Source organism: Rhodopseudomonas faecalis (assembly GCF_003217325.1).
GTDB classification, from domain to species: Bacteria; Pseudomonadota; Alphaproteobacteria; order Rhizobiales; family Xanthobacteraceae; genus Rhodopseudomonas; species Rhodopseudomonas faecalis.
Window position 1 is genome coordinate 19,930 of sequence record NZ_QJTI01000010.1, and the last position, 12,770, is coordinate 32,699.

14 protein-coding genes are annotated in these 12,770 nt (G+C 65.3%); all 14 read left to right on the top strand.

Translation table 11 applies throughout. The features are described from left to right. Positions 1 to 29: 29 nt before the first annotated feature. Positions 30 to 1,031: an NADH-quinone oxidoreductase subunit B family protein gene (locus tag BJ122_RS09740; RefSeq protein ID WP_110780858.1), complete on the top strand. Its 1,002-nt coding sequence runs from the start codon at positions 30 to 32 to the stop codon at positions 1,029 to 1,031. Further along, on the top strand, positions 1,028 to 2,473 hold the full coding sequence (locus BJ122_RS09745) for a nickel-dependent hydrogenase large subunit (RefSeq protein ID WP_110780859.1): 1,446 nt from the start codon (positions 1,028 to 1,030) through the stop codon (positions 2,471 to 2,473). The genes BJ122_RS09740 and BJ122_RS09745 overlap by 4 nt, the downstream gene beginning before the upstream one ends. Before the next feature lie 236 nt (positions 2,474 to 2,709). Further along, a complete protein-coding gene (locus tag BJ122_RS09750; protein ID WP_110780860.1) occupies positions 2,710 to 3,825 on the top strand; it encodes a hydrogenase small subunit in 1,116 nt (371 codons plus the stop codon). Between the two features lie 17 nt (positions 3,826 to 3,842). After that, positions 3,843 to 5,636: a nickel-dependent hydrogenase large subunit gene (locus BJ122_RS09755; RefSeq protein WP_110780861.1), complete on the top strand. Its 1,794-nt coding sequence runs from the start codon at positions 3,843 to 3,845 to the stop codon at positions 5,634 to 5,636. A gap of 80 nt (positions 5,637 to 5,716) precedes the next feature. Further along, on the top strand, positions 5,717 to 6,442 hold the full coding sequence (cybH, locus tag BJ122_RS09760) for a Ni/Fe-hydrogenase, b-type cytochrome subunit (RefSeq protein WP_110780862.1): 726 nt from the start codon (positions 5,717 to 5,719) through the stop codon (positions 6,440 to 6,442). A 131-nt stretch (positions 6,443 to 6,573) separates the two neighbouring features. Further along, the gene (locus BJ122_RS09765) at positions 6,574 to 7,179 is read left to right on the top strand and encodes a HyaD/HybD family hydrogenase maturation endopeptidase (protein ID WP_245407682.1); all 606 of its coding nucleotides are present in this window, start codon (positions 6,574 to 6,576) and stop codon (positions 7,177 to 7,179) included. Positions 7,180 to 7,204: 25 nt separating this feature from the next. Beyond that, positions 7,205 to 7,795: a HupE/UreJ family protein gene (locus BJ122_RS09770; protein ID WP_110780864.1), complete on the top strand. Its 591-nt coding sequence runs from the start codon at positions 7,205 to 7,207 to the stop codon at positions 7,793 to 7,795. Between the two features lie 28 nt (positions 7,796 to 7,823). After that, the gene (gene hypC, locus BJ122_RS09775) at positions 7,824 to 8,123 is read left to right on the top strand and encodes a HypC/HybG/HupF family hydrogenase formation chaperone (protein ID WP_110780865.1); all 300 of its coding nucleotides are present in this window, start codon (positions 7,824 to 7,826) and stop codon (positions 8,121 to 8,123) included. Positions 8,124 to 8,389: 266 nt separating this feature from the next. Next, positions 8,390 to 8,788, top strand: coding sequence for a thioredoxin domain-containing protein (locus tag BJ122_RS09780; RefSeq protein ID WP_110780866.1), 399 nt, complete (start codon positions 8,390 to 8,392; stop codon positions 8,786 to 8,788). After that, positions 8,785 to 9,654 (top strand): hydrogenase expression/formation protein, encoded by an 870-nt coding sequence (locus tag BJ122_RS09785; RefSeq protein ID WP_110780867.1) that lies wholly within the window; start codon positions 8,785 to 8,787, stop codon positions 9,652 to 9,654. The genes BJ122_RS09780 and BJ122_RS09785 overlap by 4 nt, the downstream gene beginning before the upstream one ends. Beyond that, positions 9,651 to 10,208, top strand: coding sequence for a [NiFe]-hydrogenase assembly chaperone HybE (hybE, locus tag BJ122_RS09790; RefSeq protein ID WP_110780868.1), 558 nt, complete (start codon positions 9,651 to 9,653; stop codon positions 10,206 to 10,208). Before BJ122_RS09785 ends, hybE begins: the two co-directional genes overlap by 4 nt. After that, on the top strand, positions 10,205 to 11,314 hold the full coding sequence (locus tag BJ122_RS09795) for a hydrogenase (RefSeq protein WP_110780869.1): 1,110 nt from the start codon (positions 10,205 to 10,207) through the stop codon (positions 11,312 to 11,314). The genes hybE and BJ122_RS09795 overlap by 4 nt, the downstream gene beginning before the upstream one ends. After that, a complete protein-coding gene (gene hypA / locus BJ122_RS09800) occupies positions 11,307 to 11,648 on the top strand; it encodes a hydrogenase maturation nickel metallochaperone HypA (RefSeq protein ID WP_110780870.1) in 342 nt (113 codons plus the stop codon). The genes BJ122_RS09795 and hypA overlap by 8 nt, the downstream gene beginning before the upstream one ends. Continuing rightward, the gene (gene hypB, locus BJ122_RS09805) at positions 11,648 to 12,769 is read left to right on the top strand and encodes a hydrogenase nickel incorporation protein HypB (RefSeq protein ID WP_110780871.1); all 1,122 of its coding nucleotides are present in this window, start codon (positions 11,648 to 11,650) and stop codon (positions 12,767 to 12,769) included. The genes hypA and hypB overlap by 1 nt, the downstream gene beginning before the upstream one ends. Position 12,770 lies beyond the last annotated feature (1 nt).

A 12,770-nucleotide genomic window follows, 5' to 3' on the forward strand; every position in this document is an offset into this window, starting at 1 on the left:
TAGCACAGGGTGGGAGCGAGCGCGCCGGGATGGATCCGTTCAATCTGTTATGGCTGCAGGGGGCGAGTTGCGGCGGCTGCACCATGGCCGCGCTCGACCGCGGTCCGCACGGCTGGTTCACCGAGCTTAAGTCGTTCGGCGTGCATTTGTTGTGGCATCCGTCATTCAGCGAAGCGACCGGCGCCGAGACCATCGCCATTTTCGAAGCGATCGAAGCCGGGCAGCTGCCGCTCGATGGCCTGGTGCTGGAAGGCGCGGTGCTGCGCGGCCCGCAGGGCAGTGGCCGCTTTCAGATGCTGTCTGGCACCGGGCGCTCGATGCAGGATTGGGTCACGCGCCTTGCGCCGCATGCCGGCGTGGTGGTGGCGGTCGGCAGCTGCGCGGCATTTGGCGGCGTAGCTGCCGCAGGCGGCAATCCGACTGAGGCCAGCGGCCTGCAATTTCTAGAAACCGAGCGCGGCGGCGTGCTCGGCGCCTCGTTCCGGTCGCGCGGCGGCCTGCCGGTGGTCAATATCGCCGGCTGCGCGCCGCATCCCGATTGGATCAGCACCACGCTGGCGGCGCTGGCGCTCGGCGAACTGAACGCCGACGATCTCGACGCCTTTGCGCGGCCCAAATTCTTCGCGGCGCATCTCGCCCATCATGGCTGCGCCCGCAACGAGTTCTACGAATTCAAGGCCAGCGCCGAGCAATTGGCGCAGCGCGGCTGCCTGATGGAGCATCTCGGCTGCAAGGCGACGCAGGCGGTCGGCGACTGCAATCAGCGCGGCTGGAACGGCGGCGGCTCCTGCACCCGCGGCGGCTATCCATGCATCGCCTGCACCTCGCCGGGTTTTGAGGCGGCGCATAACCTGCTCGAAACTGCGAAGGTCGCCGGCATTCCGGTCGGGCTGCCGCTCGATATGCCAAAAGCCTGGTTCGTGGCGCTGGCGGCGCTGTCGAAATCGGCGACGCCGCCGCGGGTGCGTGCCAACGCCACCGCCGATCAAGTGATCGTGCCGCCCAGTTCCGGCGCCGGGCGCCGCAAGTGAGCCGCCGTCTGATCATCGGTCCGTTCAACCGCGTCGAGGGCGATCTCGAGCTGCGGCTTGATATTGCGGATGGCGCGGTGGCGTCCGCCGAAGTGAGCGCGCCGCTCTATCGCGGCTTTGAGCAGATGCTGCTCGGCCGCCCGGCGCTCGACGGGCTGGCGCTGGTGCCGCGGATCTGCGGCATCTGCTCGGTGTCGCAATCGCTGGCCGCGGTGGCGGCGCTGCGCGCGGTCGACGGCATCGCGGCCGCCCCAAATGGCGTGATCGCCGCCAATCTCGCCCACGCGGCTGAGAATGTCGCCGATCATCTCACGCACTTCTATCTGTTCTTCATGCCGGACTTTGCGCGTGCCAGCTACGCGGCGCGGCCCTGGCATGACGAGATCGCCGCGCGCTTCAAGGCGGAGCAGGGCAGCGCGCTGGCGCAGATGCTGCCCGCGCGGGCGCGGCTGTTGCAGATCATGGGGCTGATCGCCGGCAAATGGCCGCATAGCCTCGCGTTCCAGCCGGGCGGCACCACCCGCGCGATCGATCTTGGCGATCGGGTGCAGCTCTTGTCGATCATCGCCGATCTGCGCGGTTTTCTGGAAACCACGCTGCTGGGCGATACGCTGGACAATGTGTTGGCACTGGACAGCGCCGATGCGCTCGATGCCTGGCGCCAGGGACGCAGCAGTGATCTGGCGCGCTTTCTGGCGATCGCCGATGATCTGAAGCTTGATCAGCTCGGCCGGATAGCACTGCCGCTGCTCAGCTCAGGCGGTTATCAAGGTCTCGACGCGCCGCTGTTCGCCGCCGGGGTGTTTGACCCCGCAAGCGCCTCGCCGCGTGCCTTCGATCCGTCATTGATCACTGAAGACGTCACCCGCGCTTGGATGCTCGACACGGCGCTGATGCCGTCCAGCGCCGAGACGCTACCCGATGCCGACAAGATCGCGGGCTATTCCTGGTGCAAGGCGCCGCGGCTGGACGGCCAGCCCGCCGAGGTCGGCGCGCTGGCGCGGCAGGCGGTCGATGGCCAGCCAATGATCCGCGATCTGCTGCAACGCGCGGGACCCAACGTGGCGACGCGGGTGATCGCGCGGCTGATCGAAACCGCGCGGCTCGCGATCACAATGCAGCACTGGGCGACGCAGCTCGATCTGCGCCAGCTGTTTCTTGATCACACGCCGCGTCGCCTGACAGGCTGCGGTGTCGGCTTTGTCGAGGCCGCGCGCGGCACGCTCGGTCATTTCATCGAACTCGGCGATGGCCGCATCCGTCGCTATCAGATCATCGCGCCGACCACCTGGAATTTCTCGCCGCGTGATCGCCTTGGGCAGGCCGGGCCGCTCGAGCAGGCGCTGGTGGGCACCGTGGTTGGTGATGACGGCGCGCAATCTGTCGCAGTGCAGCATATTGTGCGCTCATTCGATCCCTGTATGGTGTGCACCGCACACTAACGACAACGATGTCGTAACCATGCGGTTACGTGCTTGGCAGCACAGCAAGCGAGTTGTCACTCAAAACGGTCACGACCGCGCAATCGTGACATCGCTGCCAACGACCATCAGCACTTCACATCAAGTAGTTGGCGCCCCGGCACCCTGCCCCAGTAGCCTGGCACGGTTCTTGCGAGCCTCGGATCATCACGCAGCTCCAACGAGAGTTGCGGCAGTCGAGGACCCGAGGAACCAGTATGGGCACAGCCACAGAGACCTTTTACGAGGTGATCCGGCGACAGGGCATTACCCGCCGGAGCTTCATCAAATTCTGCAGCTTGACCGCGACCAGCCTGGGCCTCGGCTCGATGGGCGCCAGCCAGATCGCGCAGGCGCTGGAATCGAAGCCGCGCGTGCCGGTGATCTGGATGCACGGGCTGGAATGCACCTGCTGCTCGGAAAGCTTCATCCGCTCGGCGCATCCCTTGGTGAAGGATGTCGTGCTGTCGATGATCTCGCTCGACTATGACGACACGCTGATGGCCGCGGCCGGCCATCAGGCCGAAGCGATCCTGGAAGAGACCCGCAAGAAACATAAGGGGCAGTATGTGCTTGCGGTGGAGGGCAATCCGCCGCTGAACGAAGACGGCATGTTCTGCATCGATGGCGGCCGGCCGTTCGTGGAAAAGCTCAAGGAAATGGCCGAGGACGCGATGGCGGTGGTGGCCTGGGGCTCGTGCGCCTCATGGGGATGCGTGCAGGCCGCCAAGCCCAACCCGACCCAGGCGACGCCGATCGACAAGGTGATCCGCAACAAGCCGGTGATCAAGGTGCCGGGCTGTCCGCCGATCGCCGAAGTGATGACCGGCGTGATCACTTACATCATCACCTTCGGCAGGCTGCCCGAACTCGACCGCCAGGGGCGGCCAAAGATGTTCTATTCGCAGCGCATTCACGACAAGTGCTATCGCCGCCCGCATTTCGACGCCGGGCAGTTTGTCGAGGAATGGGACGACGACGCCGCGCGCAAGGGCTACTGCCTATACAAGATGGGCTGCAAGGGCCCGACCACCTACAACGCCTGCTCGACCGTGCGCTGGAATGGCGGCGTGTCGTTCCCGATCCAGTCCGGCCATGGCTGCATCGGCTGCTCGGAAGACGGCTTCTGGGACAAGGGCTCGTTCTACGAACGGCTCACCACCATCCAGCAATTCGGGATCGAGGCCAATGCCGACAAGATCGGTGCCACGGTGGCCGGCGCGGTCGGCGTCGCGATCGCCGCCCATGCCGCGGTGACCACGGTGCGCAACCTCGCGCGGCGCAAGGAAGTGCCCGATAGCAGCAACGGCAAATCCAACGGCAAGTCGGCTTAAGTCAGGGACGCAGCATCATGACCAATGTCACCACGCCCAATGGCTTTAAGCTCGACAATGCCGGCCGCCGCGTCGTGGTCGATCCGGTGACCCGGATCGAGGGCCACCTGCGCGTCGAGGTCAATGTCGACTCCAACAATGTGATCCGCAACGCGGTCTCGACCGGCACGATGTGGCGCGGCATTGAGGTGATCCTCAAGGGCCGCGATCCGCGCGACGCCTGGGCGTTCACCCAGCGCATCTGCGGCGTCTGCACCGGCACGCACGCGCTAACCTCGGTGCGCGCGGTCGAGAATGCGCTTGGCATCGCCATTCCGGAGAATGCCAACACCATTCGCAACATCATGCAGCTCGCGCTGTATGTGCACGATCACCTCGTGCACTTCTATCACCTGCACGCGCTCGATTGGGTCGATGTGGTGTCGGCGCTCAAGGCCGATCCGAAAGCGACCTCGGCGCTGGCGCAGTCGATCTCGCCCTGGCCGATGTCGTCGCCGGGCTATTTCAAGGACCTGCAGCTGCGGCTGCAGAAGTTTGTGGAGTCAGGGCAGCTCGGGCCGTTCAAGAACGGCTATTGGGGCCACCCGGCCTACAAGCTGCCGCCCGAAGCCAATCTGATGGCGGTCGCGCATTATCTGGAAGCGCTCGATTTCCAGAAAGAGATCGTCAAGATCCACGCGGTCTATGGCGGCAAGAACCCGCATCCGAACTGGCTGGTCGGCGGCGTGCCCTGCGCCATCAATGTCGATGGCGCCGGCGCGGTCGGGGCCGTCAACATGGAACGGCTGAATCTGGTCTCCTCGATCATCGATCAGTCGATCGCCTTCATCGAGCAGGTCTATATCCCGGACCTGATCGCGATCGCCGGCTTCTACAAGGACTGGCTCTATGGCGGCGGGCTGGCCTCGAAATCGGTGATGTCCTATGGCGACATTCCGGAATACGCCAATGACTACTCCGACAAGAGCCTGCAGCTGCCGCGCGGCGTGATCCTGAACGGCAATCTCAACGAGGTGCTGCCGGTCGATCTGCATGCGCCGGATCAGATCCAGGAATACGTCACGCACTCCTGGTACAAATATCCGGACGAGAAGCGCGGCCTGCATCCTTATGACGGCATCACCGAGCCGAACTTTGCGCTCGGCCCCAATGCCAAGGGCACCAAGACCAATATCGAGGCGGTTGACGAGGCGGCGAAGTACTCGTTCCTGAAGGCGCCGCGCTGGAAGGGCAATGCGGTCGAGGTCGGGCCGCTGGCGCGCTACATCATCGGCTATGCGCAAGGCAAGCCGGAGTTCAAGGAGCCGACCGAAAAACTGCTGAAGGCGCTCGATGTGCCGGTGACCGCGCTGTTCTCGACGCTCGGCCGCACCGCGGCGCGCGGCCTGGAATGCCAATGGGCCGTGCACAAGCTGCGCGCCGCCCAGGACAAGCTGGTCGCTACCATCAAGGCCGGCGACAGCTCGACCGCCAATGTCGACAAATGGCAGCCGTCGAGCTGGGCCAGCCAGGCCAAGGGTGCCGGCTTCACCGAGGCACCGCGCGGCGCGCTGGCGCATTGGATCAAGATCAAGGACGGCCGGATCGACAATTATCAATGCGTGGTGCCGACCACCTGGAACGGCAGCCCGCGCGATCCGCAGGGCAATATCGGCGCGTTTGAAGCGGCGCTGCTCGACACGCCGATGGCCGATCCGAACCAGCCGCTGGAAATCCTGCGCACCTTGCACTCGTTCGATCCGTGCCTGGCCTGCTCGACCCATGTGATGAGTGAGGACGGCCAGGAGATGACCCGGGTGACGGTGCGCTGAGCTAAGCGGCGGCGTCGTGCGGCGGCATCATCGCCGCACGATCCTGGCAACAACACGGCTGCGGCCGCAGGGAGAGCAAGATGACGGAGATCGCGCGGGTCCAAGGCGCTCTCGACTCGGCCGGCGAACGCGCCCGGTCGCTGCAGACCGTCTATGTCTATCAGGCCCCGGTGCGGCTATGGCACTGGGTCAATGCGCTGCTGATCGTCGCGCTCTGCATCACCGGCTATCTGATCGGCTCGCCGCCGCCCTCGGTGCAGGGCGAGGCCTCGGCGTCGTTCCAGTTCGGCTATATCCGCTTCATCCACTTCTTCTGCGGCCAGGCGCTGATCGTGTTCTTCCTGCTACGCGCGATCTGGGCGCTGTTCGGCAACAAATACTCCAAGCAGATCTTCTACATGCCGGTCACCAACCGCACCTGGTGGTGGGGCATGATCTATGAGCTGAAATGGTACATGTTCCTGGTGCGCGATCCGAAGAAATATATCGGCCACAATCCGCTGGCCCATGTCGCGATGTTCACCTTCATGCTGTTCATGGTGTTCATGATCTGCAGCGGCATGGCGATGTATGGCGAAGGGCTCGGCATCGATAGCTGGCAGTACAAGATGTTCGCCTTCATGTTCACGCTATTCCCAAACAGCCAGGATCTGCATACGCTGCATCATCTCGGCATGTGGGCGATCGTGGTGTTTGCGATGGTGCACATCTACGCCGCGGTGCGCGAAGACATTCTCAGTCGCCAGAGCATGATCTCGTCGATCGTGTCCGGCGAACGTCTGTTCCGCGACGATCTGCCGGATTGAGGTAGAGAACGACCGTGACAGCGCCCCAACACACTTTGCGAGCACAAAGCTCACCTCTCCCCGCGCGCGGGGAGAGGTGAGTTGCGCTGCTCCGACTACTCTTTCACGCAGCTTTCGAGGACGTTGACGACATGTCCGAACCCCTCATGACGCCGCAGCCGCAGTCGCCGCCCCGGGTTCTGGTGCTTGGCATCGGCAACATCCTGTGGGCTGACGAGGGCTTTGGCGTCCGTGCCGTCGAGGCGTTTCATCGCACATATCAAGTGCCTGCCAATGTCACCGTGCTCGATGGCGGCACCCAGGGCCTGTATCTGGTCAATTTCCTGCAGGAGCACGAGTTGCTGCTGGTGTTCGATGCCATCGATTACGGCCTGCCGCCCGGCACGCTGAAACTGGTGCGCGACGACGAGGTGCCGAAATTCACCGGCGCCAAGAAGATGAGCCTGCATCAGACCGGGTTTCAGGACGTGCTGAGCGCCGCTGATCTGCTCGGCGCCGCGCCGCGCGCGCTAGCGCTGATCGGCTGCCAGCCGCAGGATCTGGAAAATTGGGGCGGGGCGCTGACGGCGCCGGTGAAGGACCGGATTGCCGATGCGCTGGCGCTGTCGTGCGAGGTGCTGGCCGAATGGGGCGTGGTGCTGACGCCGCGCGCCGTGCCGCTCGACCCGGCCGAGCGGCTGCTCGGCAATGATATCGATCACGACCATTACGAACGGCAACAGGGCGCCGTGGCCTGAACAACGAATTGAACGAGGAGACGTCATGACCCAGCATTTCCGCATCGGCGCCGTTGCGATCGCGCTGCTCGCCATTCCGGGCATCGCCGAAGCCCACACCGGGCACGCAACGCAGTTCGACGGTCTCGCCGCCGGCTTCATCCATCCGTTTGGCGGGCTCGATCATCTGCTGGCGATGGTGGCGGTTGGTCTGTGGGCGGCCTCGCTCGGCGGCGCGGCGCGCTGGCTGGTGCCGGCGTCCTTCATCACGCTGATGGCGCTCGGCGCGGTCGGCGGCGCCTATGGCGTCACGCTGCCGGCGGCGGAATCGCTGATCGCGCTGTCGGTGATCACGCTCGGCGTGCTGGTCGCGCTGCAGGTCAAGGTGCCGGTCGGCGCCGCGGCCGCGATCGTGGCGTTGTTCGGTTTGCTACACGGTCACGCTCATGGCGCCGAGATGCCGGCGATGGCGCAGCCGCTCGGCTATGGTCTCGGCTTCGTCGCCGCCACCGCGCTGCTGCACGGCGTCGGCCTGTCGCTCGGCACCGTGCTGCCGCGGCTGGCGCCCAAGCGCGCGGTCGGCATGGCGGGCGGCGCGATCGCGCTGGCCGGTGTCACGCTGGCGTTGCCGCTGTAACGCGCAACCGACAAGTGGAGCGCTGCGGATGTGTGTCGGGCTGCCGATGACGGTGTTGTCCAGCGAAGCAAGCTCGGCGCTCTGCGTGCGCCGCGGCGAGCACCGCAGCGTGTCCACGGTGTTAGTTGGCGATGTAGCACCAGGCGAACATTTATTAGTGTTTATCGACAGTGCGGTACGCAAGCTCGACGCGGAGGAAGCGCGTTTGATCGACGACGCGCTCGATGGCGTCGCTGCGGCGCTCGAGGGTCGGCCGTTTGAGCATCTGTTCGCCGATCTGATCGATCGCGAGCCGGAACTGCCGGCACATCTGCGCGCAACGGATTAGTTGCACGCTATTTGCTATCGCCAAAAAGTAGTGCGATCGATGGAATCGAACTTTCCAGCGCGAGGGATTTGTGCTTCCAATTGACTCTGCGTTGAGCGGCCGGACATCAACAACCATCAATCAAATTGATGTCAGGTTCGCGCGACTGGCACGCGCTTTGCTGCCAGTTAAGACGCAAGGCCGTCGCGACAGCAATGTCACAACAAACGTCACAATAACAACAGTGACGACAACAACAGTGGCGACGGCAGAGATGGGGAGGAGTGATGAGTGCTACGCGCGCGACCGATGTCACTGGTGATCCGCAAATGCCTGTCGTTGACGTCGGGACGGTGGACGGCGTTCTCGCCGAATCCGGTCGTATCACCGTGCTGTTTTTCCGTGGCGATCCGGAGCGCTGGCCGGAAACGGCTGATGTTGCGGTGATCCTGCCCGAGCTGATTGCGGCGTTTGGCGGCGCGCTGGTGCCCGCCGTGGTCGCCAGCGATGCCGAAAAGCTGCTGATGAAGCGGTTCGGCGTCACGGTGTTTCCAAGCCTGGTGCTGGCGCGGCCGGACCGCATTCTGGGTGTGATTGCCAAGCTGCAGGATTGGTCGAACTACCTCGCGCGCATCAACGCGATGCTGATCGCCGATGCGTTGCCGACTGCGGAGTTGCCATCATGAGAGTGGGCTATTGGAGTTCGCCGGACGGCGATGACGTGGAAATGACGCTGCTGCCGGTCGGTCATGATGGCGGCGGCGCGCGGCACGGCCGGACCGGCTCGGGCGCGGTCTCGGCGCTGGCGACAAGCAGCGGCGAGGAACTGCGTCAGCAATGCCCGCTGCTGGCTTCCACCTTGGCGCAGCTGGCCGAAGCGCTCGCCATCCAATCGGCCGATGGCGGCAACCAGATCGTCAGCACCGATCAGCTGTCGGCGGCCGAGCGCGCATTGCTGTTCGACATTTTGGGCGAAGGCGAAGTGTCCGGCATCGTGGCGCTGCCCGATCGCCGCGTCGCCCAGATCCAGGAATCGGTGATGACCGGGCTGTGGCGGGTGCGGATCGAGGCCGATGCCGAACAGCCGCAGCTCGATTATCTCGAGATCGGCGATGTGCCCGGCATCGTGGCGTACGCCGCGCGCGATTTCACCGTGACGGAATTTTCGGTCGGCGAGCCGCCGGACGGCATCATGAACGTCATGCCGGTGCTGGCCGAGATCCGCGAGCGGGTGTCGTCGCATCGCGCTGGCCAAGCCTCGCATGTCATCAATTTCACGCTGCTGCCGATGAACGCCGCCGACATGGCGCATCTGGTCGACACGCTCGGCAATGGGCCGATCCAATTGTTCTCGCGCGGCTATGGCAGCTGCCGGGTGCTGGCCACCGGGGTTCGTCACGTCTGGTCGGTGCAGTTCCTGAATTCGATGGAAACGCCGATCCTCGACACCATCGAAATCGGCGACGTGCCGGCGGCGGTGTGCGCCGCCAATGAGGATTTTCACGATTCCGCAGAACGGCTCGACGAGATCATCGAGGCGTATTTCCGATGACCGACGCGCCGCATTCGATCTGCACCGGGCCGCCGCAGAGCCCGGCGGACCGCGATCCGGAAGCGCGTGCCGCGGGCGAGGCGCTCGCCGCCTTCTACCATGCCGCCGAGCGCGGCATGCGCGATCTGCCGGTTTTCAATCCCGCGCTGCAGGTCGCTGCGATCGGTTTCCACGCCCGCGATGATCATGCGTTTGGGGTGATGGTCACGCCCTGGTTCATGAATCTGGTGCGGATTCCGCTCGACGCTGTGGCCGGCGATCTGCCCCATGGCAGCGGCGTGGCGCGGACGCTGCCGGCCGGTACGCTGGAATTCACGGTGGGCCAGCTCGATGGCTTTGGCACCATCGAAAGCTGCTCGCTGTTCTCGCCGATGTTCGGCTTTGCCGATCAGCCGACCGCCGAACAGGCGGCCGCGGCGGCCTTGGCGGCGGTGCTCGATGCGGAGTTTACCTCGCCTGTGGACGCGCCAGCGCAGCCGCCGCCGTCGCCCACCAAGGTGGCGCTCGATCGCCGCAAATTCCTGCGCGGCGAGCTCCGGGAGCGGCCGCGATGAACGCCGCGCCGCGCGATGATCGCATCGAGGTGAGTTTGGCCGTGGCGGCCAATCGCGTCGTTGCGGTGAAGATCAGCGCGCGCCGTCCGGTCGGGATCGGCCGGCTGGCGGAAGGGCGCGATGGCGATGCGGTGGCGGCGCTGCTGCCGCGCCTGTTCGCGCTATGCGGCCGCGCCCATAGCGCGGCCTTTGCGGCGGCCTGCGCCATGGCGCGCGGCTCGGCGCTGCCCGAGCGCGCGCGGCTTGCGCACAGCGCCGCGGTGCTGGCCGAGCGGATGAGCGAATTGCTGCGCGGCACGGTGCTCGCGCTGGCGGGGCCGGCGCTGCCGTCCCTCGCGCCGGCGCTGCGCCAGATCAGCGAAGCGGCGCGGCGGTTTGACGGCGCGGCGCTACCGGATGCGGCGGCGATCGACGCCATCGATGCGGGGCTTGCGGCGATCGGTCTGCCGCCGCACTGCTTGGACGATCTCGCGAACTATCAGCACTGGCTGGCTGCCGATGGCCCGCTGGCGGCGCTGCATGCTGGGCTGCTGACCAGCGATGCAGCGTTCGGCGCGGTCGCCATCGATGCGCTGGCCGCGAGCGACGATGCCACGATCGGCGCGGCGCTGTGGCAGCAAGGCGCGCTGTTTGCCGCGCGCCCGCAACTCGGCGGCCGATTGCCGGAAACCGGCGCGCTGGCCCGGCAGGCGGCGCACCCGCTCATCAAGGAACTCGGCGCTGGACTCGGCGCGCGGCTGGTGGCGCGGCTGATCGAAATCCGCGCAACGCCCGATCAGCTCCGCGCCGTGCTGCGCGGCGAGCTGCCCGGCGATCTGGTGATGACAGCGTCGCTCGCCGCGAATGACGCCATCGCCGCGGTCGAGGGCGCGCGCGGCCGGCTGCATCATCTGGTGGCGCTTGATCCGCACGGCCACGTCAGCCGGCTGGAAATGCTGGCGCCGACCGAATGGAATTTCCATCCGCAGGGCGCGCTGTGCCGCGCCTTGAGCGCGCTGCAACTGCGCGGCGACGGCGCCGATCAACAGCGCGTCGAACGGCTGGTGGCGGCGTTTGACCCCTGCGTGGCATTCAGCGTCAAGCTGACGGAGGCCGCCGATGCATGAGATGGCGCTCTGCGAAAGCGTGATCGAAATCATCGAGCGCGAAGCGCAGCAGCAGAACTTTTCCAAGGTGCGCGCGGTGTGGCTGGAGATCGGCGCGCTCAGCCATGTCGAGCCCGAGGCGCTGCGGTTCTGCTTTTCCGCGGTCAGCCGCAACACCATCGCCGCCGAGGCGCGCTTCGAGATCATCGGCGTGCCCGGCGAAGCCTGGTGCATGAAATGCGCGGCCACGGTGCCTTTGGCGCAGCGCTATGAACCGTGCCCGCGTTGCGGCGGGCATCAATTGCAGGTGACCGCAGGCGAAGAACTGCGCGTCAAGGAATTGGAGGTCGATTGATGTGTACGGTGTGCGGCTGCGGCAGCGCCAAGGTCGAGCAAGGCCAACACGGTCATCAGCATGACCATCCGCATGATCATGACCATGCTCACGACCATGATCACACGCATCACCACGATCATCACCATCATCATGACGGTGATGGCCATAGTCACAGCCACAGCCACAGCCATGCGCACGCGCATGCCCACGCTCATGCTCATAGCCATGACCATGATCATCATCACCACGGCGATCATTCCCACGATCATCACCACGCCGATGACGATCACGCCCATCACCACGGTCACGATCATGACCATGACCACCATGATCATGACCACCACCATCATGGCCACCATGATCATGGCCACGCGGATCACGATCACCCGGCGCCGAGCGCCGATGGCCGCATCGATTTCGGCGGCGGGCTGGCCGGCGTGCATGTGCCGGGGCTGACCCAGGCGCGCGTGGTGCAGATCGAGCGCAATATCCTCGCCAAGAATGACGATTATGCGCGCCGCAACCGGGCGCGGTTCGCGGCGGGCGGCGTGTTCGTGCTCAATTTGGTGTCCAGTCCGGGCTCGGGCAAAACCTCGCTGCTGGTCAAGACCATCACCGACCTGAACGGTCGTTATCCGATCGCAGTGATCGAAGGCGATCAGCAGACCGCCAATGACGCGCAGCGCATTCGCGCCACCGGCGCGCCCGCGATCCAGATCAACACCGGGAAGGGCTGCCATCTCGACGCGCATATGGTCGGCCATGCGCTCGAGCAATTGCCGCCGCTCACCGATGGCCTGCTGTTCATTGAAAATGTCGGCAATCTGGTTTGCCCGGCGGCGTTCGATCTTGGCGAAGCGCACAAGGTGGTGGTGCTGTCGATCACCGAAGGCGAAGATAAGCCGATCAAATATCCCGACATGTTTGCGGCCGCCGATCTGTTGCTGCTCAACAAGATCGATCTGTTGCCGCATCTCGATTTCGATCTGGCGTCGACCATCGAATATGCGCGCCGCGTCAATCCCAAGATCGAGGTGCTGACCGTGTCGGCGCGCAGCGGCGAGGGGTTGCCGGCGTTCTATGCCTGGATCGACAAGCGCGCCGCCGCGGCCCGCGCGGCGGCCAAGGCGGCGGAGTAAC

Bases quoted from the DNA above. Each gene is read 5' to 3' on its own strand.
- BJ122_RS09740 (WP_110780858.1), top strand. From the start codon at position 30: ATGGATCCGTTCAATCTGTTATGGCTGCAGGGGGCGAGTTGCGGCGGC.
- BJ122_RS09750 (WP_110780860.1), top strand. From the start codon at position 2,710: ATGGGCACAGCCACAGAGACCTTTTACGAGGTGATCCGGCGACAGGGC.
- BJ122_RS09755 (WP_110780861.1), top strand. From the start codon at position 3,843: ATGACCAATGTCACCACGCCCAATGGCTTTAAGCTCGACAATGCCGGC.
- cybH (WP_110780862.1), top strand. From the start codon at position 5,717: ATGACGGAGATCGCGCGGGTCCAAGGCGCTCTCGACTCGGCCGGCGAA.
- BJ122_RS09765 (WP_245407682.1), top strand. From the start codon at position 6,574: ATGTCCGAACCCCTCATGACGCCGCAGCCGCAGTCGCCGCCCCGGGTT.
- BJ122_RS09770 (WP_110780864.1), top strand. From the start codon at position 7,205: ATGACCCAGCATTTCCGCATCGGCGCCGTTGCGATCGCGCTGCTCGCC.
- hypC (WP_110780865.1), top strand. From the start codon at position 7,824: ATGTGTGTCGGGCTGCCGATGACGGTGTTGTCCAGCGAAGCAAGCTCG.
- BJ122_RS09780 (WP_110780866.1), top strand. From the start codon at position 8,390: ATGAGTGCTACGCGCGCGACCGATGTCACTGGTGATCCGCAAATGCCT.
- BJ122_RS09785 (WP_110780867.1), top strand. From the start codon at position 8,785: ATGAGAGTGGGCTATTGGAGTTCGCCGGACGGCGATGACGTGGAAATG.
- hybE (WP_110780868.1), top strand. From the start codon at position 9,651: ATGACCGACGCGCCGCATTCGATCTGCACCGGGCCGCCGCAGAGCCCG.
- BJ122_RS09795 (WP_110780869.1), top strand. From the start codon at position 10,205: ATGAACGCCGCGCCGCGCGATGATCGCATCGAGGTGAGTTTGGCCGTG.
- hypA (WP_110780870.1), top strand. From the start codon at position 11,307: ATGCATGAGATGGCGCTCTGCGAAAGCGTGATCGAAATCATCGAGCGC.
- hypB (WP_110780871.1), top strand. From the start codon at position 11,648: ATGTGTACGGTGTGCGGCTGCGGCAGCGCCAAGGTCGAGCAAGGCCAA.